The 22542-nt window shown below is 66.3% G+C and carries 12 protein-coding genes and 1 pseudogene; 3 read left to right on the top strand and 10 right to left on the bottom strand.

The features are described from left to right. Window positions 1-380 precede the first annotated feature (380 nt). A complete protein-coding gene (locus ASD82_RS08220) occupies window positions 381-2789 on the bottom strand; it encodes a TonB-dependent receptor (protein WP_056717342.1) in 2409 nt (802 codons plus the stop codon). 169 nt (window positions 2790-2958) lie between these two features. Here ASD82_RS08220 and ASD82_RS08215 point away from each other — a divergent pair, with 169 nt between their 5' ends. Continuing rightward, entirely contained in the window at window positions 2959-4539 is a 1581-nt protein-coding gene (locus tag ASD82_RS08215; protein WP_056717341.1) for a tryptophan halogenase family protein, read from the top strand. Window positions 4540-4578: 39 nt separating this feature from the next. Here ASD82_RS08215 and ASD82_RS08210 read toward each other — a convergent pair whose 3' ends face one another. From ASD82_RS08210 to ASD82_RS08185, 6 genes are all read right to left on the bottom strand, one after another. Continuing rightward, a complete protein-coding gene (locus ASD82_RS08210; RefSeq protein WP_056717340.1) occupies window positions 4579-6132 on the bottom strand; it encodes a glycosyl hydrolase family 39 in 1554 nt (517 codons plus the stop codon). 161 nt (window positions 6133-6293) lie between these two features. Next, window positions 6294-8321, bottom strand: coding sequence for a glycoside hydrolase family 13 protein (locus ASD82_RS08205; RefSeq protein WP_056717339.1), 2028 nt, complete (start codon window positions 8319-8321; stop codon window positions 6294-6296). A 63-nt stretch (window positions 8322-8384) separates the two neighbouring features. Continuing rightward, complete coding sequence (locus tag ASD82_RS08200) at window positions 8385-10766, bottom strand: TIM-barrel domain-containing protein (protein ID WP_082585281.1); 2382 nt, start codon at window positions 10764-10766, stop codon at window positions 8385-8387. A 24-nt stretch (window positions 10767-10790) separates the two neighbouring features. Further along, window positions 10791-12323: an alpha-amylase family glycosyl hydrolase gene (locus ASD82_RS08195; protein WP_056717351.1), complete on the bottom strand. Its 1533-nt coding sequence runs from the start codon at window positions 12321-12323 to the stop codon at window positions 10791-10793. Window positions 12324-12345: 22 nt separating this feature from the next. After that, a complete protein-coding gene (locus tag ASD82_RS08190; protein WP_056717338.1) occupies window positions 12346-13854 on the bottom strand; it encodes a tryptophan halogenase family protein in 1509 nt (502 codons plus the stop codon). A gap of 120 nt (window positions 13855-13974) precedes the next feature. Next, a complete protein-coding gene (locus ASD82_RS08185; protein ID WP_056717337.1) occupies window positions 13975-16875 on the bottom strand; it encodes a TonB-dependent receptor in 2901 nt (966 codons plus the stop codon). A 429-nt stretch (window positions 16876-17304) separates the two neighbouring features. Here ASD82_RS08185 and ASD82_RS08180 point away from each other — a divergent pair, with 429 nt between their 5' ends. Next, a complete protein-coding gene (locus ASD82_RS08180) occupies window positions 17305-18927 on the top strand; it encodes an alpha-glucosidase family protein (protein WP_056717336.1) in 1623 nt (540 codons plus the stop codon). A gap of 71 nt (window positions 18928-18998) precedes the next feature. On the opposite strand, the gene ASD82_RS08175 is transcribed toward ASD82_RS08180, so the two are convergent. The 3 genes from ASD82_RS08175 to ASD82_RS17705 all read right to left on the bottom strand — a co-directional run bounded on the left by ASD82_RS08175 (window position 18999) and on the right by ASD82_RS17705 (window position 21508). Further along, window positions 18999-20651, bottom strand: coding sequence for a M28 family metallopeptidase (locus ASD82_RS08175; protein ID WP_056717350.1), 1653 nt, complete (start codon window positions 20649-20651; stop codon window positions 18999-19001). Between the two features lie 83 nt (window positions 20652-20734). Beyond that, window positions 20735-21028 (bottom strand): hypothetical protein, encoded by a 294-nt coding sequence (locus tag ASD82_RS08170; protein WP_056717335.1) that lies wholly within the window; start codon window positions 21026-21028, stop codon window positions 20735-20737. 114 nt (window positions 21029-21142) lie between these two features. Next, window positions 21143-21508: a hypothetical protein gene (locus ASD82_RS17705; RefSeq protein WP_157599219.1), complete on the bottom strand. Its 366-nt coding sequence runs from the start codon at window positions 21506-21508 to the stop codon at window positions 21143-21145. Window positions 21509-21940: 432 nt separating this feature from the next. On the opposite strand from ASD82_RS17705, the pseudogene ASD82_RS17700 reads away from it, so the two are divergent. Next, window positions 21941-22321: pseudogene (locus tag ASD82_RS17700) on the top strand (hexameric tyrosine-coordinated heme protein); the annotation flags it as partial. Window positions 22322-22542 lie beyond the last annotated feature (221 nt).

Here is a 22542-nt window from a genome sequence, read left to right as displayed (position 1 = left end):
GAATGAAAACAAGCGGCCTGCGGGCCGCTTTTTCGTGGGCGTCGCCTGCCGGGGCGACGCCGGCCCGCTCATATGGACGGCCAAAAAAAACGGATGCCCCGTTGCCGGTGCATCCAATGGGCGACCCGGAGCGGGCGGTCGCGGGGAGAGCGTCCTGATCGTCGGTTCGGTGAGGCTGCGGTTCCCATTCAAGCGCCAGGCGCGGCGCGTGTCCGTGTCCGGCTACGCAGATTGCGGCGGCAGCGCCGGATGATCGCGCGGAGTCTGCGGACGATCACACTTGTGGGTGCGAGCGCCCCAAAAAAAAGGATGCCCCGTTGCGGGGGCATCCAGTGGCGATGGGAGGGGAGGAATCCGTCGCCAGGAGAACGGTGTCAGCCTTAGAACCAGACCCCGACGGTCACGCCGTAGGTGCGTGGCGGCAGGTACTGCGAGGTGTAGATGAAGCTGCCGTTGGGCAGGGCGAAGCGACCGGCGCTGGTGCGCACCTTGCCATCGGTGACGTTCTGCACATAGGCCGAGACCCACCAGCGATCCTGCGGTTCGGTGTAGCGCACCGAAAGATCACCGCGTGTATAGGCTTTCTGCTGATCGCCTTCGCCGAGGTTGAACGTGCTCAGCCACTGCGTGCTCTGGTACTGCGCGGACAGGCGCGGGGTGACGCGGCCGCCGTTGGTCAGGTGGAAGTCGTGCTCGTAGATCGCGGTGAGCGAGGTGTTCGGCGCGTGCGGCAGGTCGTTGCCGCTGACGTCCACGCAGGCGCTGATGCCCGAGGCCGGATCGCAGGCGGGCAGGCCCTGGTAGTCGTTGCTGCCGGCGTACTTCAGCGTGCCCAGTTCCTTCTTGGGAATCGCCGAGAACACCAGGTTGAGGCGGTCGTCCTGGCTGGAGTAGGCCAGTTCGGATTCGAAGCCCATCACCTTGGTGGTGCCCTTGACGTTGGAGAAGCCCAGCCCGCGGTTGCCGTCGGGGTAGGTGATCGGCGCGGCCAGCTGGAAGTTCTTGAACTGCTCGTAGTAGATCGCGCTGTTCCAGGTCAGGTGGCCGTCGAGGAAGCTGAACTTCGAGCCGACTTCGTAGTTGGTCAGCGTCTCCGGCTCGTACAGGGTGCCGGCATCCTGGGTGCCGCCGGACTTGTAGCCGGTGGACACGCTGGCGTACACGAGGCCGTGCTGGCCCACGTCGGCATCGAGCCGGCCCAGCCAGGTCACCTTGCTCTTGTCGTACTTCGCATCGTTGACGGTGGAGACGTTGAAGCCCACGTTGCCCGGGTCGACGTCTGGCGCGATCGGCACCTGCGGCACGTTCGGGTCATACGCCCAGCCCCAGCCGCGGCCGCCCACGTTTTCCTTCTTGTCCTTGGACCAGCGCGCACCGCCGGTCAGGCGCAGGCCGTCACTGATGTGCCAGGTGGCCTGGCCGAAGAACGCGGTGGACTTCACCGTTTCCTTGGGCTGGATGAACGAACCCTGCCAGCTCACCGTGCCCTGGGCGGTGCCGTTAAGGATCGGGATGTCGAAGCGGATGTTGTTGTCTTCGGCCGCGTAGTACGCGCCAAGGATCCAGTCGACCGCGTTGTCGCCGGTGGACTTCAGGTCCAGCTCGTGGCTGTAGTTGCTGTAGTTGGAGAAGTTGGTGCGGTCGGCCTGGTACGCAGCGCCGGTGTTGAAGCTGGTCGGCACCTGGGCGCCGTTGTCCTGGTCGAAGTTGCTCTTGCCGGAGAAGCGGTTGAAGCCCGCCACGTAGCTCAGCAGCATCGAGTCGCCGATCTTGAAGTCCATCCGGCTGCGCACCGTGTTGGAGTCGCGCTTGAGGTAGGGCGCGGTGTCGATCAGCGCGGACCAGAAGTCCTGCCCGGCGCGGGGATGCTGCATCAGGCTCATGCCCGGCGTGCCGCGGTCGCGGAAGTATTCCCACGACAGGTTCCAGGTGAACTTGTCGCTGGGCTGCCACAGCGCGCTGACGCGCGCGGCGGACTGGTCCTGCGCGTTGTACTTGTCGCCGGCGGTCACGTAGTTGGCGGCGTTGATCGGCTGGAAGCTGGCCAGCGAGCCGCCGCTGGTCAGGTACGCCGCCTGCTGGTCGGCCACGCTGGGCAACTGCTGCGACGGGTTCTGGTAGTCGACGTAGCCGTCGTGCTGTTCCTGCGCCATCGCCACGCGAATGCCGAAGGTGCTGCTGATCGGCAGGTTCACCGTGGCGCGCGTGCCGACGTGGCTGTAGTTGCCTGCCTCGAATTGCGCGTTGCCGTAGAAGCCGCTGAGGTCGGGCTTGCCGGTCTGGAAGTTCACCACGCCGGCGGTGGAGTTGCGACCCCACAGCGTGCCCTGCGGACCGCGCAGCACTTCCACGCTTTCGATGTCCAGCAGCAGGCCAGCGGCGGCTTCGGGGCGCGGCGAGTAGACGCCGTCGATGAACATCGCCACTTCCGGATCGGCGTATTCGGTCTTGGCGCTGTCATTGCCGATGCCGCGCATGGTCAGCGTGACCACGCCGTGGTCGCCCTGCGAGGTGGCCTGGAAACCGGGCACCAGCTTGGTGATGTCCTGCACCGTCATCACCCGCTCCTTGTCGAGCGAGTCGGCGCTGATCACGCTGATCGCGACCGGGGTTTTCTGCAGCGGCGTTTCGCGCTTGGTCGCGGTGACCTGGACGCTGTCCAGGTCCTTGACCTTGGTGCGTGTGGCGGCGTCGGGCGCAGCAGTCGTGTCCTGACCGGCTGCATGGACGGCGCCCGAGGCGAGTATCGCGGTCATCGCGAGGTACAAAGCCGAGTAGCGTAATTTCATTTCACCCTCTCCCCAAAGATCGTCGTGGACATGCAGTGGTCGCGGACATGCGCTATTGTGCTGAATGACAGCGCTGTCAAAATGTATGACAGCGCTGTCATCGGGGCCGATCCTACTGCGAATTTCCATGCTTGGCTTGTTGCTCCGCAACAAGCCGCGGAGGGGCGAGATGTCACGCATTCAGAAGATCCTCGTGGTGGGCGGCGGCACGGCCGGCTGGCTCACCGCCTGTTACCTCGCCAAAACGCTCAACAGCGCCGCGCCCGGCAGCATCCGGGTCGAGCTGGTGGAGTCGCCGAACATCGGCCTGCTCGGCGTGGGCGAGGCCACGTTCCCCTCGATCCGCGGCACCCTGGCCGCGATCGGCCTGGACGAGCGGCGGTTCCTGGTGGGCGCCACCGCGACCTACAAGCAGGGCATCCAGTACGTGAACTGGGTGCGCCCGCCCGGCGAGGCGGGTGCGGATCGCTTCTTCCATCCTTTCAGCCAGCCCAGCCAACGCCCCGGCAGCCCGGAGCTGTTGCCGTACTGGTTGCTGGGCGGTGCGCCCGAAGGCATGTCGTTCGCCGAGGCGGTGAGCATGCAGCAGCGCCTGATCGAACAGGGCCGCGCGCCGAAGCGGGCTGGCGATCCCGACTACCAGGGGCCGATGAACCACGCCTATCACTTCGATGCGGCCTGCTTCGCCAGGGTACTGGCCGAGCATGGCCAGGAGCTTGGCGTCACCCGTCATCTGGCCACGGTGGAGCGGGCGGAGCTGGACGAATCCGGTGCGATCGATCGCATCGTCACCCGCGAGATCGGCGAGCTGCGCGCCGACCTGTACGTGGATTGCACCGGCCTGCGCGGCGCGCTGATCGGCGGCGCGATGCAGTCGCCATTCCACAGCCGGCGCGACGTGCTGTTCGGCGATCGCGCGGTGGCGCTACAGGTGCCGTATGCGCGGCCGGATGCGCCGATCCTGCCGTTCACCCGCGCCACCGCGCAGGAGGCCGGCTGGATCTGGGACATCGGCCTGCAGAAACGCCGCGGCATCGGCTACGTCTATTCTTCGCGACACACCGATGCGACGCGTGCGGAGGAAGTGATCCGCCGCTACGTGGGCGAGCAGGCGGCGGGGCTGGAATCGCTGCACATCAAGTTCGAGACCGGCTACCGGCCCGAGCACTGGCGGCGCAACTGCGTGGCGGTGGGCCTGGCCGGCGGCTTCGTCGAGCCGCTGGAATCCACCGGCATCGCCCTGGTCGAACTGGGCGCGTACCTGATCACCCATCTGCTGCCCGGCGACCTCGACGACATGGAACGCAGCGCGCGCCACTACAACCAGATGATGGTGGCGCGCTACGAGCGCATCATCGACTTCATCAAGATGCACTACTGCCTGTCGCAGCGGCGCGACCACGCGTTCTGGATCGACAACGCCGACCCCGCCAGCATCCCGCAGACGCTGCAGGACCGCCTCGCGCTGTGGCGGCATCGCCCGCCGCACCGGCTGGACTTCGTCACCGACCTGGAAATGTTCCTGCCGTGCAGCTGGCAGTACGTACTGTACGGCATGGAATTCAGGACCGACCTGGAGCCGATGCGCAGCGCGTATCCGCAGATGGCGGCGGCGCAGCGCGAGTTCGCGATGATCCGCGAGATGGCCGGCCATGCACTTGTCGATCTGCCCGACCATCGCACCCTGGTCGAGCAGTTGTGCCGCGAGCACGCGCAGCGGACGGCGCAGCACGAGGGCTTTGCCGCCTAGGGCAGAGCTCGTCCGCCGCGCTGCGCTGTCGGGGTCGCTTCAGCGCAGCTCGATCACCACCAGGCCCTGCACCGGCACGTCGACCGCGAGCTTGCCGTCGCGCAGGTCGATCGACTCCGGCGCGGCCAGCTTGCCCGCTTCGCGCAGTTGCACGATCTGCGCGCGGCTGGGCGAGTCGGGGCGGCCCATGCCGTCGAACGCGGCGACCGCGTTGCCATGGGTTTCATCGACGCGCCACGCGGTGGCGCGGGCGGCGGCGGGCAGGTGCCGCACGTCGAGGCTGAAGTGCTTCGTGCTGCCGGCGGGCCTGCCCGGCGTGTAGCTGGCGGTATCGCCCACCGGCGGGGCGTAATTCCACAGGGCGATCACCAGCGTGCCGTCATCGCGCCGGGTGACCAGGGCGGAGTCGGAGGCGACGGCCAGCCGCTGTCCGCCCAGCTTGTGCAGGATCGCGAACGCGTTGAACGCGGGCTTGGGAATGCGGTTGGCGGCGATCAGGCCAAAGCCGCCGTAGAACGGATTGCGCACGATGCCCTGTTCCTCGAATACGTCGGAGAACGACCAGTAGCTCATCGCCTCGACCTTGCCCGCGCACTCGCGGATGGTGTTGGCCAGCCACGGGCCCATGAACACGGTGTCGGTGACGTTGGGCAGGTTCGCGTAGCTGGCGTTGTACTCGCTGAAGATCAGCGGCATGTGCGGGTAGGGCGAGGCGGCGATTTCCCGGTGCACCTTGTCGACCGAGCGGCAGACCATGTCACGGCGCTGAATGTTCTCGCCGGTGTGGAACACGTTGTCGGCGGTGTCGTCGCCGTAGACGTGCGTGCTGACGAAGTCGACCGGCACGTTGTTCCTGTGCGTGTGGGCGAGGAAGTCGGTGGCCCACGCCGCCTGGGCCGTGGCCGGGCCACCCACGCGGATGCGCGGGCTGACCGCCTTGAGCGCGTGAGCGGTATGGTCGTACAGGGTGAAGTAGCTGGACTGCGCGGGCTTGCCGACCCAGAAGCCGATGTTCGGCTCGTTCCATACCTCGAAGTACCAGCTGGCCACTTCATCGATGCCGTAGCGCTCGACCAGGTGCCTGGCCAGCGCGTCGATCATCGCGTCCCACTCGGCGTAGTCCTTGGGCGGCGCGATGTTCGGGTGATACCAGAACGGGTGCAGCGCGGCCGGGTCGGAGGTCAGCTCCGGCGGCATGAAGCCGAGTTCCACGAACGGCTTGAAGCCGTGTCCGAGCAGGCCGTCGTAGATCTGGTCGATGTAGGAGAAGTTGTAGGAGATCTTTCCCTGCGCATCGCGCTGGATCAGGCCCACGTCGTGGTCGAGGATGCCGTGGAAGCGGATGTAGCCGACCCCGGTGGCCTGGTGCACGGCGTCCAGGTCCTTGCGGTAGTCATCGCGCAGCGCCAGCGCGGCGCGGCCGGAGCCCAGCATCTGTTCCCAGAAATGGGGGAAGGGCGTGCCCTGCGCCTGCGCGTCGATGCGCAGGCTGGTGGTGGTCGCGGGCGGCGTGGCGCTGGCCGTGCCGCCGAGCAGCAGGGCGGTCGCGCAAAAGCCCAGGGCCAGGTGGCGAAGCGAGGCGGAAAGAGTCATGGCGAGATCCTGTTCGACGCGTGGGGTGGCGCGGGGACGCCGCAGCGGAAGCCGGCAACCAGCAGGATGTAAACGTTTACATCGCGGGCCAGTTTCCTACGCGCGAGGGGCGGCGTCCAGCGACGCGTGGCCCATGCGCCACGCGCCTCCCCGGGCCGGAATCACTGCGCCAGGATCGCCCCGTAATGGCCATTCACGCTCACGCTGACCTGGCCGTTCTGCACGGTGTAGTGCGTGCCCGAGATCAGCTCGGTGACCGTGCTGCCGTTGGTCATGCTCAGCTGCCACACCGGCACCGTCACCGTGTGCGTCACCGAGTCGTTGTTGAGCGCCACCGCGATGCGGTTGCCCGCGTCGAAGCGGCCGTACGCGTACAGCTTGTTGCCGTCGTCGGTGAGCAGGGTCATGAACGAGCCGGTGCGCAGCGCGGGGTAGGCATTGCGGATCGTGGTCAGTTTCCTGGTCAGCGCCACCGCGCTGTTGGTGCTGCTGCCGACGGTCCAGTCGAAGGTGCGGCGGTTGTCCGGATCGGCGCCGCCCTGCATGCCGTACTCGTCGCCGTAGTAGATCGTGGGCGTGCCCACGTAGGTCATCTGGAAGAACAGCGCCAGGTAAGTCTTCCAGATGTCGCCGCCGGCGCGGTTGCCGAAGCGGGTGATGTCGTGGCTGCTGAGGAAGTTGCTCATCGCCTGCTGCACGTTGGTCGGGTAGTTCGCCCGGGTGCCGTGCAGCCAGCTGTCGAACTGCGAGACCGGGATGCTCGCCGTGCCGCCGCCGTAGTCCTTGCCGGTGATCCACTCCGACACCGGCTGGGTGAAGCCGTCGTAGTTCATCGCGCCGTCCCACTGGTCGCCGCCGGCGGTCCACGGGCCGGCATTGCCCCAGAACTCGCCGAGGATGTCGGCGTTGGCGTTGACCGATTTCACCGCGCTGCGCAGCTCGGCCATGATCTGGTGGTTGGCGGTGTCGCTGCCGTTGCCGCCGCCGGCATCGAGGTACTGCGCCGCGTCGAGGCGCCAGCCGTCGATCGAGTACGGCGACTTCAGCCAGGTCTTCACCACCGAGCTGGTGCTGCCGTAGATCGCGTTGCGCACGGCCGAGCCGCTGGCGCCGTAGTCCAGCTTGGGCATGGACGAGAAGCCGAAGAACGCGGAGTAGGTGTTGGGCCAGCTCTGGAAGGTGTAGTAGCCGTAGGTCGGACTGGACTGCGACTCGTAGGCGCCGGTGAGGCTGCTCCACCAGTGGAAGCGGTCGAACCACTTGTGGGTGTCGCCGGTGTGGTTGAACACGCCGTCGAGCACCAGGTAGCCCTTCGGTCCGTTACTGGTGCTGTGGATGTCCGCGCTCAGCGTCTGCAGCGTGCTGTTGCTGCCGAACGCCGGGTCCACCGTCATGTAGTCCTCGGTGTCGTACTTGTGGTTGCTCGGCGACAGGAAGACCGGGTTGAGATAGATGATGTCGGCGCCCACGGTGTTCTTGATGTAGCCCAGTTTCTGGTCGATGCCGGCCAGGTCGCCGCCGAAGAACACGGCGGTGTTGCAGCCGCCGACGTTGGCCACCACGCTCGACCCCCACGCGTGCTTCTCGGTGGCGCAGCCCGCATAGGTGTACTGGCCGTTGGTGACGTCGTTCGCGGTGCTGCCGTTGTAGAAACGGTCCGGGAAGATCTGGTACATCACGCCGTTCTTCATCCACGCCGGCGTGGTGAAGCCGGGCAGGATTAAGAAGTCGCCGGAGGACGGCTCGGCCGACGTGGTGCCGGCGGCGTTGAGCCAGGCGGTGGCGCTGCCGTCGTTGATCTGGAAGCGGTAATACTTCTTCGAGGCGCTGGCCGGCACGGTGCCCTTCCAGTAGTCGAAGTTGCCGGTGGCATCGTTCGCCGACCAGCTCATCGCTATCCAGTGGAAGGCGCCGTCCGCGCTGTCGTAATACTTGATGTTGGCGCTGCTGATGTCGCCCTTGAACGTGCGCAGGGTCAGCGTGACCGCCTGGGCGGAAGTCGGCTCGACGTGGTTGTCGTAGAGCGGGCCCTGGTCGTGGAACAGGCCGCTCCATTCCACGTTGTTGTCGTTGCTGGCCGCGCGCGCCTGCTCATGGATGGCCGGTAGCGCGTAGAGCGCCAGGGCCGCGGCGAGCGCGCACGCCAGGCTGGATTTCGAACCGCGTGACGCCTTGCCTTGATTGCCCATCGAACATCCCTCCGCAGGTGGGTGGAGCGAAAAGCTTTCGGGTGAGTCGGCTGTTTCCCAGGCTCATGGATTCCGGTTGAGGGTGAGCTCGGTGGCGCGTGCGGCGGCGACCCGCACCCAGGTGACGTCGCCGTAGCGGTCGTGGCCGCTGGCCCAGCCTTCGCCTTCGGCCTGCTGCAGCGCGTGCAGGTTCGCGAAGGATTTCAGCTGGCCGACGCGGGTCGCCGCGCTGCCGTGGATCTTCAGCAGGTAATAGCGCAAGGCCGGCTTGAAGCTGCCGCTCGCGGCGGCGATGTCCAGTTGCACCGTGTCGCCCTTGCGCTGCACCGACAGTGGCTGCAGGAAGTACACGCCGTGCTCGTAGTCGTAGGTGCCGCCGTCGTCGTCGTAGTAATTGAACGTGCTGCGCTGCGCGGCGGGGAAGATGTCGACGCCGAGTTCGGTCAGCGGGTGCTGGCCGACATAATCCTCGGGCGGGCGGTTCGGGATGATCGCGCCGTCTCGAACGAACAGCGGAATATCGCTCCACGTCTTGCTGTCGATCGCCAGGTGGATGGTCTGGCCGCCGTCGTAGGCCTTGCCGCTGAACCAGTCGATCCAGCGGCCGGCGGGCAGATAGACGTCTTTCGAAGTCTGGCCCTGTTCCACTACCGGCGACGCCAGCAGCCAGTCGCCGAACAGCCAGCTGTCGACGTCGTTGCGCACGTGGGCATCATGCGGCCAGTCGAACAGCAGCGGGCGCACCAGGCCGACGCCGTCGACGCGACGTGAGTGCTCGTAGCTGTAGATGTACGGGATCAGCGCGTAGCGCAGGCGGATCGCCGCGGTCGCGGATTTCTCGGCAATCGGGCCGTAGACCCACGGCTGGCGCTTCTGGCCCAGCTCGCCGTGCACGCGGAAGATCGGCGTGAACGCGCCGAACTGGATCCAGCGCGCGTAGTTCTCCGGCGTCGGCGTGCCGTTGCGGAAACCGCCGCCGTCCATGCCCCATTGCATCGCACCCACGTCGATCGCGCTGAGCATGCGCGCGCGCTGGCCGGCCATGCTGGCGAAGCCGGTGTCGATGTCGCCGGACCACAGGCCGTAGGCGTAGCGCTGCGAACCGAGCCAGAAGTTGCGGTTGATCGACCACACGCGTTCGTTGGAGACGGCGCGCTGGCTGTCGTACAGCGCGCGCTGCATGTTCATGAACTCGGTGTCGCTGCCGGTGGTGTCGGCCTCGTCGTTCCACCAGCCGACGATGCCGTCGTCGTAGCCGTACTTGATCGCCAACTCGCCGAACCAGTGGCGTGCGGCGGGGATGTCGAAGTCGATGTTCTTCACCGGCTTGTGCGAGAAATAGTCGTCGCTGACCTTTTCGCCGGGCACCCAGAAATCGTGGGCGGTGGCGTAGCGTCCTTCGACGGTGTCGACGTGGATGCGCGGCTTCATGATGCCGGTCAGGCGGATGCCCCGGGCATCCATCTGCTTCTTCAGTGCACCGCTGGGGCCGTCGGGAAACTTGGTCGGGTTCCAGCGGAACTCGCCGTAGTCGTCCTCGCCCCAGGCCTTCCAGTCGAAGTCCAGCGTGATGTTGTCGATCGGGATGTGCCTGGCGCGGTAGGTGTCGACGATCTGCAGCAGCTCTTTCTGATCGATGCCCCACTGGCTGTTGGTGAAGCCCATCGCCCACTTCGGGAACAGCGGCGTGCGGCCGCTGAGCTGGGCCAGCGAGTCGAAGATCTGCGCGGGCGTGCCCAGCAGGATATAGACGTCCGATGCCTTGCCCGGGCTGCTGGCGGCGATCGTGCCGGGTTGCAGCTCGAAGGTGGCGCCGTCGCTGTCCAGCAGCACGCCGTAGCCGGCGGTGCTCCACACGAATGGCGCGCCAGCGTGGCCCTGCTCGCCGGATTTTGCCTGCAGCGTGCCGCTGCGCAACAGGCCGGCGGAGGCATCCTCGGTCGCGTTGTAGCCGCCGATGCCGTACAGCGCGTCGCTCGCATCGTGCTTCGCGTCGAGCTTGCCCTGGCACAGGGCGTCGGTGTTGATGCGCAGCAGCGGATGCTGTTGCGCGTCGTCGAACTGCAGCTGGCGCGTCTGCTGATCCCAGCGCACCGAAGCGACCGCGGAGGCGAGGTTCATGCCGTCCGCCAGCTGCGTGCCGCGAACCTGCGCGAACGTCGATCGGCGGCCGGCGGGGTCGAGTATCGGCGTCGGCGCAGCGGCATGGCCGTATCGCGTGGGGTGGATGTGCACGATGCCGGGTGCCACGAAACGGACGTCCAGACGATCGGTGCCGAGATCGATCGCGATGGCGTGGTCGACGAGTTGTGCCATGCGGGGTGCCTGCGGGGTCGACGCGGGAGCAGTCGCGGCGAAGTTGGCGGCCGGGGCGAGGGCGAGGCCGAGGCCGAGCCACAACCAGGCGTTTGCACGCCGACCGATTTTGCGGGGAGGGGATGTCATGCGGGGTTCCTCGTGGATCAAGGTTCAGTCCAGGATCGCGCTGGAATATGGCGGCAGGGAAAGCCGCTGGCGCTGCAGCGTGGTGTCCGGTTTGCTGTGCAGCCGCAGCGTGCGGAATCGGCTGGTGCCCAGCGGCACCTGTTGCGTCTGCCCGGACAGGTTGTGCAGCACCAGCACGTGGCTGGCGTCGTCGTCGAGTTGCCAGGCGGCGATGTGCGGATTGGTCTGGGGATATTCGCGGATGGTGCCGTCGCGCAGCGCCGCGACCTGGCGGCGCCAGCCGATCAGCGTCGTGTAGTAGTGCAGCAGTGAATCGTCGACCTTTTGCTGCGCCTCCACCGAGACCGCGGGGCCATCGCCGGCGCTGAAGGCTTTCCAGTGCGTCTCGCCCGTGCCCTGCGGATCGCGGTGCCAGCGCATCGGCTCGCGCAAATCCGGGTCGGGTTTCCTGCCGCGCATGCCCAGCTCCTCGCCGTAGTAGACGAACGGATGGCCGGGCAGGGTGAGCAGCATCGCGGCGGCCATGCGCATGTGCTGCGGGTTGCCGTCGAGCTGGCTCATCACGCGGTCCTGGTCGTGATTGGACAGGAACGGCGCATCGACGCCGGACTTGCCGGCGACCTTGCGGTAGGCGGCATCGGTGCGTGCGAGCAGCGCACCGAGCTCACCGGCGCGTTCATTGCGCGCGCTGTCGATCAATTGCACCGCCAGCGGAAAATCGAACACCGCGCTGAGCGGCTTGAAGTACGGCGCCAGTGCATCGGCGGAGTCGCGGGTCACTTCGCCGACGACGTAGGCCGCAGGGTTCACCGCGTCCAGGCCGCGACGGAATTCCGACCACCAGGCGAGGTTCTTCTGCAGCGTCAGCGGATTGTTCATGTCCGCCTTGAAGTCGTAGTAGATGTGCTGGGCCGCGTCGAGGCGGAAGCCATCGACGCCTTTCTTCAGCCAGTACCGGCCGAGCCTGACCATCTCCCTGCGCACCGCCGGCGTGTCGTAGTCGAGGTCGGGCATGTTGGCGGAGAAGTCGCCCAGGTAGTGCGCCTTGCCGAGCGCGTGCCAGGCCTGCGCGCCCGCGGCATCCTCGGCGTGCAGGTCGGTGTGCGGGCCGGCCCAGCTGTACCAGTCGTGATGCGGGTCGGCGGGATCGCGGGCGGCGATGAACCACGGGTGCCGGTCGCTGGTGTGGTTGATCACCAGGTCGATGATCACCTTGATGTGGCGCCGGTGCGCCTCGCGCAGCAGGCGCTTGAAGTCGGCCATCGTGCCGTACTGCGGATTGATGCCGTAGTAATCGGTGACGTCGTAGCCGTGGTAGCTGGGCGAGGGATTGATCGGCATCAGCCAGATGCCGTCGACGCCGAGCGACTGCAGGTAGTCGAGCTTTGCGGTGACGCCGTTGAGGTCGCCGACACCGTCGCCGTCGGTGTCGACCCAGCTGCGCACGAAGATCTCGTACCAGACGCCGGAGCCGACCGGATCCGGTGACGGACGCGCTGCCGCCGCGGGCAGCGTCGTGCCGAGGATCAGCAGTGCCAACAGCAGGTAACGGATCATCTGCGACTCCAGCAATGGCGGATCAGTCGGCCGCCTTGAAGTGGCGGGCGATGAAGTCGGCGTGGCCGGGCATGCTGGCGACGGCGCGGTCGACCAGGGTGCGGATATTGCCCAGGAACTCGCCGAGCTGCGCCTGCGGCAGGCCGTCGGCCAGCGGCGAATGGCGCTGAGGAACGATGCCCTGGCCGATCATCACCTGCAGCCAGCCGGTCGGGGTGAACAGCTCTTCGCCGTCGCGGAAGATGTGGCCGCTCTGGCGAAACAGTTCGATCCGGTGGGCCAGTCCCTCGGGCAGGGCCATCGTGGCGCATTGCCGCCAGAACGCCGTGTCGTCGCGCTCGGTGGCGTTGTAGTGCAGGGCGATGAAATCGCGCGTGCGCTCGTATTCGAAACGCGTCTGGCGGTTGTATTCGGCGATCAGCGCGGGGTCGAAGTGCTTGTCCGGGAACATCGTCAGCAGGCGGCCGACCGCGGACTGCATCAGGTGGATGCTGGTCGATTCCAGCGGTTCGATGAAGCCGCTGGCCAGGCCCATCGCGATGCAGTTGCGGTTCCACACCTGCTTGCGGATGCCGGTGTGGAAGCGCAGCTGGCGTGGCTCGCCGATCATCGGGCCTTCGAGATGGGAGAGCAGGGTGGCGCAGGCCTCGTCGTCGCTGAGGTGGCTGCTGCTGTAGACGTGGCCGTTGCTGTCCAGGTGCTGCAGCGGAATCCGCCACTGCCAGCCGGCCTGCTGCGCGCTGGCCTGGGTGTACGGGCGCAGCGTGTCGCCGTGTTCGCTGGCAACCACCACGGCGCGGTCGCACGGCAGCCAGTGTTGCCAGCTGTCGTAGCCGGTCTTCAGCGCGCCTTCGGTCAGCAGCCCGCGGAAGCCGGAGCAGTCGATGAACAGGTCGCCGGCGATGGTCTCGCCGCTGTCGAGTCTTATCGATTCGATGAAACCGTCGCTGCCGCGCAGCGCGACGTCGACCACCTTGCCGTCGGTGCGTTTCACCCCGCGCTGTTCGGCGTGCCGGCGCAGCAGCTGGCCGAAGCGCGCGGCATCGAAGTGGTAGGCGTAGCGGATGCCGGTGAGCGGGCTGTCGCCGACCTTGTCCATCCGGGCGAAGCGATTGGCGTTGGCGGCCTGGGCGTTGATCGAGTACGCCCACAGGTCGGGCGCCTCGGGATCCAGTTCGCGGCCTCTCAGCCAGTAGTGCTGGAACGCGGCCAGGCCCAGCGGCAGGCCGATGTCGCTGAACGCGTGCAGGTAGGAGTCGCCGATCCGTCGCCAGTCGTTGAACTGCACCGCGAGCTTGATCGTGCCGCGACTGGCCTTGAGCAGCTCGTCCTCGTCGATGCCGAGGAACTGGCTGACGTGGCGGATCTGCGGGATGGTCGCCTCGCCCACGCCGACGATGCCGATCTCGCTGGACTCGACCAGCCGGATGTCCAGTTGCGGGCCCAGCGCCTGGGCGAGCAGGGCTGCCGTCATCCAGCCGGCCGTGCCGCCGCCGACGATCACCACCTGCCGGATTCTCGGATCGTTCATGCCGCTCTGCTCCGGAAGGTTCCGCCGCGGTTGCCGCGCCGCTGTCCTGGCGCCGCCGAAAAAAAGAGCCCCGCTGGAAGTCACTCAGCGGGGCAGGTTGGGGAGGTACGTCGCTACGCCTTACTGGAACTTGTACGAGACGCCGATATCGAAGCGGCGGCCGTAACGTTCCCACGTCAGCACCTGGCGGGGATCGTTGTTCTGGTAGGTGATGAAGGTCTTGTTGGACAGGTTCGAACCCTGCGCGACCAGGGTCAGACCCTTGAGCGCGCCGCTGTCGAACGTGTAGCTCACCTGGGCGTCGTAGGTGCTGCCGCCCTGGATGGTCTGCTCGATGCGCGAGGCGCTGATGCCCGACACCTCGCCCAGGAAGCTGGAGCGGTAGCTGTCGCTGACACGGGCCTCGAAGCCGTCATGCTGGTAGTACAGCGTGCCGTTGGCGACCCACTTCGACAGGCCCGGCACGGTGATCGGGTTGCTGTTGCCGGCGAACACCAGCGAGCTGTTGGTGCGGTTGCCGGTGAGGATCGCGCCGAAGCCGTTGAGCGATGGCGTGAACAGGTTGAACGGCAGGTTCAGGGTGAGCTGGGCGCCCTTCACGTAGCCGTGGCCGTCGTTGGTCGGGCCGGAGACGGTGCCCAGGGTGGTGCCCAGCTGGGCCTGCTGCGCCGGCGTCAGGCCGAACGGCAGGAACGAGCTGAAATCGTACAGGTAGGCCGCGTTCGGATTGATGTAGTCGGTCAGCTTCAGGTAGTAGCCCGACAGCGCGAAGTAGCCGCCACCGGCGCTGCGGCACAGGTCCGAGTTCTTCGCGTCACCGGCCTTGCATTCATAGCCGCCTTCGTTCGAGAAGTAGTGCTCGTAGCTGACGTTGTAGTTGTCGGCCATGGTCGGCTTGAGCTGGGCATTGCCGCCGGAAGCGCTGAAGTACGCCTGGTTCGGATCGGTGCTGGTCAGGTGGGTGATGTTGCCGCTCACCCCGAGGCTGGCGTTCATCTGGTCCATGCGCGGGCGGGCCAGGGTACGGGCGGCGCTGACACGCAGGTCATCACTGTCGCTGAAGCCGAAGATCAGGTTCGCGCTGGGCAGGACCTTGGTGTAGCTGGTATTGCCCACCACCGGGATCAGCGTGATCGCGTTGCCGGTGATCGCGCTGCCCGGCGCCACGCGCTCGCCTTCCGCACGCTGCGAGGTGTGCTGTGCCTGCACGCCGAAGTTGCCACGCAGGCTGACGCCACCCATGTAGGTGTCCAGGTTGAACTGGAAGTACGGGGTCAGGGTCTTTTCGCGCACCTTCCAGTTCGGCGGCATCGACAGCGACGAGCCGAAGGTGGGCACGCTGACCAGGGTGCCGTCGCGGATCAGGTCGAACGGGTTGTAGCAGGTCTGCGAACCCACGCCCATCCACGCCAGCGGGCTGCAGCTGCTGCCGCCGAACGGCGCGGTCTCGACCGCGGTGCCGCTGCTGATCGTGCCGCCGCCCAGGGTCAGGAAGCTCTGGTCGATGTTGTAGGTCTTGTCGCGGGTGCTGTGCGCCACGCCGAACTCCATGCTGGAGAACGGGCCGCTGGAGAAGCTGCGCTCCACCGCCAGGTGCAGGTTGGCCAGGTAGTCCACCGTGTGCGGCGCGTTGATGAAGCCGGCCTGCACCACGTCGTTGCCGCCGCCCCAGCCCTGCGGGTCGGTCAGCACCATGCCGCTGCCGTAATCCAGCGAGGGGTTGACGTAGAACAAGCCGTTGTTGCGCTCGATGAAGCCGAGGCTGTCGCGGGCGCCGTTGTTCGCGCCGAAGTCGGTGCCGGAATAGCTTTCGAGGTTGATGTCGCGGCGGGTGGCGCGCGAGTAGTTCGCGTCGAGGTCGGCCGTCCAGTCCTCGTTGATGGTGAACTTGTTGTCCCAGTTGAAGTTGTAGACCCGGGCGCTGGTGCTGTTGTAATCGTTGCGGATGACCGCCTTGACGCCGTCGTAGGTGCCGCTCTGGATGAAGCCGTTCTGCACGTTGCCATTCGGCTGCAGCGTGGCGTTGCCCCAGAACAGCGGGAACTCCATGCCCTTGGCCTGCTGCACTTCCTTGAAGTTGTCGTAGGTGACGTCGACGGTGCCGGTGTAGTGCTCGTTCGGCTGCCACTGCACGGTGGCCAGCACGCCGCGGCGCTTCATCGTGTCGGAGATGCCGTAGTTCTTCGAGCCGCCGATCACGGCATTGCCGTTGGCGTCGGTCGGGTAGCCCCACGGTGCCTGGTGCTGGATCTGCGCGGGATTGGATTCGAGATCCACACCGAGGGTGACGCCGAGGGTGTGGTCGGCGAACTGGTGCACCCACACGCCGTTGAGGTTGTAGCCCCGGTCACTGACGCCGGGACCGTCGGCCTGCTGCGACATGCCGTCCCAGATGTAGTGGGCGTTCACCGCCGCTTCGGGACCGCTCTTTTCCAGCGGACGGATGGTGTGCATGTCCACCGTGCCGGTGAGGCCCTGGCCGATCAGGTTGGCCTGCGGGGTCAGGTGCACGACCACGTTGTCGAACCAGCTCGACGGGTACTGGTCGAACTGCACGTCGCGGTTGTTGGAGGTGGAAACCTGCTGGCCGCCGTTGATCAGCGCGGTGGAGAAGTCCGGGCCCAGGCCGTGGATGGTCAGCACCTGCGGACGACCGCTGACGGTCTGCACGGCCAGGCCGGGCAGGCGACCGAGCGTGTCGGCGATGCTGACGCCGGGCAGCTTGCCGATCTGTTCGGCCGACACGGCCTCGACGATGCTGCTGGCGTTGCGCTTCAGCGCGGTGGAGTTCTCGATGCTGCTGATGAAGCCGTTGACCTCGACGGACTGCAGCTTCTGCGTCTTGCGCTTGGCGTCGGCCTTGTCCTGGTCGCTGTTGTTGTCGGCCGATGGCGCCTGTGTCTGATCTTGCGTGCTCTGCGGTTGATCGGACCGCGACGCGGAGCCCGCGTAAGCCGTGGCGCTTGCGCCAAGGCACACCGATGCGATCGCCAGCGCCAGCAACTTGTGTTTCAGAACCATGTAATCCCCTCCCGCAATGTGTCGCCGTCGATCTCGGTTGTTGGAGTCCCCGCGCTTCCGTCGGCGACGACCGTCGGCAGGTGCGCTGCCGAGGTTTTCGGCGGCGTGGTCGCATAGTAGGCCGACGATTCTGCGGTGAAGCATTTTCTGCATACGTATTCATGGGGGGCGCGAAACCCGGCATGTTGCAATGCGGTGGCGCGTGCCCGGAGCGTGGGTGACGACAGGGCGAACCCGGATGCCGCTTGGGCTTGGCCCGTCGCGACCGGATGGCGGACAACGCCGTCGCGCGCATCGCATGTCGCAACTGCAGCAAGAATGAATACGTATGCAGACCCGTGCCGGTTGCAGCGGTGCCGCCGCTAAGCTGATCGCATCCGAAGACGGGTGGCCGAACGCCCCCGCCTCATGTCCCAGGGACACGTCCAAATGATCGATGCACCATGGTGGCGCGGCGCCGTCACCTATCAGATTTACCCGCGCAGTTTCCTGGACACCGATGGCGACGGCGTGGGCGATCTGCCGGGCATCATCGCGCGTCTCGACTACGTGGCCAGCCTTGGCGTGGACGCGATCTGGGTGGCGCCGTTCTTCAAGTCGCCGATGGCCGACTTCGGCTACGACATCGCCGACTACCGCGACGTCGATCCGCTGTTCGGCACGCTGGCCGACTTCGATGCGCTGCTGGAAAAGGCGCACGGGCTGGGCCTGAAGGTGATGATCGACCAGGTGCTCAGCCACACCTCGGCCGAGCACGCGTGGTTCCGCGAAAGCCGGCAAAGCCGCGACAACGCGAAGGCCGACTGGTACGTGTGGGCCGACGCGAAGGACGATGGCAGTGCGCCGAACAACTGGCTGTCGCTGTTCGGCGGTTCGGCGTGGCAGTGGGAGCCGCGCCGCGGCCAGTATTACCTGCACAACTTCCTGACCTCGCAGCCGGACCTGAATTTCCACCACGCGGAAGTGCGCGCGGCGATCCTGGACAGCGTGCGCTTCTGGCTGGACAAGGGCGTCGACGGCTTCCGCCTGGATGCGATCAACTTCTGCTTCCACGACCGCCAGCTGCGCGACAACCCGCCCAAGCCCAAGGACAAGCGCGTGGGCCGCGGCTTCAGCCCGGACAACCCGTACGCGTTCCAGTACCACTACTACAACAACACGCAGCCGGAGAATCTGGCCTTCCTCGGCGAGTTGCGCGCGCTGATGGACCGCTATCCGGGCGCGACCACGCTGGGCGAGATCTCCTCGGAGGATTCGCTGGCGACGATGGCCGAATACACCCGTCCCGGCCGGCTGCACATGGGCTACAGCTTCGAGCTGCTCACCGACGACTTCAGCGCCGCGCACATCCGCGGCACGGTGCAGACGCTGGAAGCGCAGATGACCGAAGGCTGGCCATGCTGGGCGATCTCCAACCACGATGTCGAACGCGTGCTGACGCGCTGGGGCAAGGGGCGGTCATCCGCATCACTGGCCAACCTGCTCACCGCGATGGTCTGCTCGCTGCGCGGCTCGGTCTGCGTCTACCAGGGCGAGGAGCTGGGCCTGACCGAGGCGGAGCTGCCGTTCGAGGCGCTGCAGGACCCGTACGGCATCGCGTTCTGGCCGCAGTTCAAGGGTCGTGACGGTTGCCGCACGCCGATGCCGTGGAGCGATGCCGCGGCGCACGCGGGCTTCAGCCACGGCACGCCGTGGTTGCCGGTGCCGGACGAACATCGCGAGCTGGCGGTGAGCCGCCAGGACGGTGATCCGCATTCGGTGTTGAACGGTTTCCGCACCTTCATGCACTGGCGCCAGTCGCGACCGGCGATGCGCTGGGGCGACATCGCCTTCATCGATACCGTCGAACCGGTGCTGGCCTTCACCCGCCACTGGGCCGAACGAACCGTGCTGGTGGTGTTCAACCTCGGCGACGCGCCGGTCGGCATCGATCTTCCCGGGGAGCTTGCGCGACTGCGTCCGCTGGAAGGGCACGGCCTGTTGTCGGGCAGCCTCGAAGGAAGCCGCCTGCAGCTTCCCGGCTACGGCGCATGGTTTGCCGGCGTGGCGTGATGGTGTTGCTGCGGCTTTTGCGTTGACCCCACCCCAGCCCTCCCCTGCAAAGCAGGGGAGGGAACACTGTGCTATTTCCGCTCGGCGCTGCTGGCGTCGCGGATGCTGCGGAATTCGGAGTCCTTGCTCCAGTCCGGCCACTGGTCGGAATTGGCCAGGTCGCTGCCCACGTCGTGGAGCACCTGCAGGTCGCGCGCCATGCCGGTGAACGACCAGTCCGCTTCCCATTGGTCGGCGGGCTGGTGGTAGCGCTTGGCGGTGTACTCGTCCTCGGCGGCCTTGCCGGCTGCCAGGCCGCCATTGATCCAGTCATTGCCCGAGCCGAACGAGACCGCCGGCACGCCGCGCTTGGCGAACGAGAAGTGATCGGACCGGAAGAAGTAGCCCGCCTCGGGTTTCGGGTCGGCGGTGTAGCTCATGTCGTGCTTCTTCGCCTCGGCGATCAGGTCGTCCAGCAGGCCCAGCTTCGCGCTGCCGGAGATGGTGAAGTTGCGCGCGGGGCCATGCGGATCGAGTGCGTCCATGTTGAGCACGCCGACCGTGGTGGCCAGCGGGTAGAGCGGATTGGCCGCGTAGTACTCGGAGCCGAGCAGGCCCTTTTCCTCGGCGGTGACGTTGAGGAACACCACCGTGCGCTCGGGCCGTGGGCCCTGGGCGAAGGCGCGCCCCATCTCGATCAGCGCAGCAGTGCCGGTGGCGTTGTCGACGGCGCCGTTGTAGATGCGGTCGCCGCTGGCGTCTGGCGCGCCGACGCCGAGATGATCCCAGTGCGCGCTGTAGATCACCGTCTGGTCCGGGCGCTTGCTGCCTTCCACGCGGCCGACGATGTTGTGCGAGGTGATCACCTGCGAATCGACCTTGAAGTGGGCCGAGAGACTTTCATCCTTCAGCGTGACCGGCTTGAAGTCGCGCGTCTGCGCCTGCTTCTTCAGCGCATCGAAATCCAGCCCGGCGTGACTGAACATCCGCACGGCCAGGTCGCGCTGAATCCAGCCTTCCAGTTCCGGGTGCACGGCGGCGGGCTTGTCGCGCACGATGTCGAACATCGCGTTGGTGTTGGAGTTCTTCACCGTGGCCCAGCCGTACGAAGCGGGCGCGGTCTCGTGGATCACCAGCAGGCCGAGCGCGCCCTGCCGCGCGGCTTCCTCGAACTTGTAGGTCCAGCGGCCGTAGTAGGTCATCGCCTTGCCGCCGAAGTCGCCGTGGCCGGTCTCGAAATCCGGATCGTTGATCAGCACCACGGCGATCTTGCCGTGCAGGTCGACGCCCTTGAAATCATCCCAGTGGCGCTCCGGCGCCTTCACGCCGTAGCCGACGAACACCAACGGCGCGTTGCGGATCGCCACCTCGGTCGAACCGTTCATCGGGGCGCGGATCGCGATCTGCTCGCCCTGGGTCAGTTTTTCATGCTGGTCGCCAAGCGCCAGCCGTAACACCGGCGTGCCAACGATCGCGCTGCGTCGCAACGGCACTGCCTGGGTCCAGCCGCGTTTGCCGTCCTTGAGGTCGCCGCCCGGTTGCAGGCCGGCGGCCTTCATCTGCGCCACCACGTAGTCGATGGTCTTGGTCTCGGCCGGCGTGGCCGGCCCGCGGCCTTCGAATGCATCCGAGGAAAGCGTCTTCACCGCGGCCGAAAGCCGCTCGGTGCTGAAGCCGGGCTGGTCGGTGGCCTGGGCGGTCGAGAACGCGGCCATGATCACGGCGCTGAGGAGTAGTCGCTTCACGGGCTTCACCTGTCGTAAGGGCAGAGTGCTCCGATACTAGTCAGCAACTTCCTGCGGGTCCATCCGCCAGCGGTGGTGCGGACTCAGGCCTTGCGGCTGCGCCGCGGTTTCGTCTGCGCGGCGGCGATCAGTTCCTGCAGGTAGGCGATGCCTTCCTCCTCCGGAAAGAACGCCACCACGTCGGCCACGGTCAGTTCGTGCCGTTTGCGCAGGGCCAGGAATTCCTCGCGGGCCATCGCCATCCGCTGGGCGGCCAGCGCCTTCTTGCCAAGCGGTTTCGTGCCGGGCGGCTTGGCGGCCTGCTGCTTCTCCACCTTCTGTTCGAGCCTGGCGAGTTCTTCTTGGAACTGGCGGAAATCGTATTTCTGGGAAGTCATGAACTCGGTGGTGTCGTCGATGGATGGGGGATTTTCGCACGTCCTTCCCCATGGCGCCTTGCGCGCCGCGCCTGCTGGATTCCGTGTCGGCCCGGCGGTTGCGGTGCGATGGGGTCAGGCCGCCGCGTGCTGTCTGCCGCGATCGAGGGTGACGGCGAGGGCGTTGTCCTGTGACTCCCGTGCGGCACTGTAGGCTTGCGAGAACAAGGTGGAAAAGCGCTCTGCCGAAGCGGTCGGCGGTAGTTCCGACGCTGCGCTGCCATTCGCTATCCATGCAACTGGACGAAGCGGCGACGCGTCGACGGCTTTCGCCTGCACTGGCGATTCACTGCTGCGGCTGGCCAGCGATTCGCGGCACCGGGCATAACGCTGCCGCAGGCGCTCGGCCAAAAGCTGCTGGGTACGGCCTGTGCCGGGTACTGCGTTGCATGCATCCATGGCGGCTACTCGAAAGAAAACCCAACGGGGTTCGATGCACATCCAAGCAGCATCTGTGCCAATTCTATAATTTGCGATGTACGTCACATTTTCATGGTGCACTTTTACGCTAGAGGCTTGATTCGCGTGGGCGACGGGCAGTCGCGATGAGCGGGAATCGGTGCCAGTCGCAAGCCGGAACTCGACCGGCGACGACGTCCGGTGATCCAAAACGGGTAGCGGAGTGACCCAAATCGACCAGACGGGATGTCTCTGCGTCGATTTTGCCAACCCTGATCAGGATTGAACAATACTGCCGACGCGGCTGCCGCACATGTTTGGCACGGAAGAAGTCACGAGGTTTTCCCGTCAACCCGAAGGAGTCCGTCCATGGATGTCACCCTGATACCCGACAATTCCCTGATCACCGACAGCCCCGAGGCTAGCCGCCAGCGCGCCCTGAGTTGGCGCGTCTGGTGATTCAAGGCCACCCAGCCCGACGAGGCGGTTCGCGGAAGGCTCCGCGACGTCTACGCCAATGATGCTTCTGCATTGATCCAGATCGGCCAGGTGGTCGCGCTGGAATTCGCCACCATCGATAAGGCGGCGTCGAGACACGTTTCTGACAGGCTGGTTGGCGCATTCGACAAAAAAACCGCCGCGCACCGCACTGATTCGCCGACCTATGCAGGCATTGGAAGCGCACCTAAGCAAGCGGAGATTACGTTCGCGCAGGCGTGGAAATACATCGCGAAGTGCTGCTCGACTGCGCCTTGGCCGATCGTGACCGGGGGTATCTGGAGATTGCTGCGTCGCTGTTCGTGGAGTTCCACAGCGCCCGGGCCAATTTCCACCCAGCCAAGCTGGCGCGTTTGACCGCCATGATAGTCACCAGCCGACGCGAGCCGGGTGTTGGTCGTGGGGCGGCGCGAACGAGGCGACTCCGGCCAAATTGCTTGATCTACGACCTATGTTGGCGGTAAATATTCTGCGTATGATTGGGTGGCAAATGTCCGCGCTTTGTTGAGTGGAAGTTAGAGGGCCCAGACCTTAGGTGGATGAGACTAAGTCGCGGCTGCTCTGGACGTGAGCAGCAG

The organism is Rhodanobacter sp. Root179, assembly GCF_001428465.1.
Taxonomy (GTDB): Bacteria; Pseudomonadota; Gammaproteobacteria; order Xanthomonadales; family Rhodanobacteraceae; genus Rhodanobacter.
Note: the sequence above shows the minus strand (reverse complement) of the source record. Positions and strands in the feature narration are given on the sequence as shown.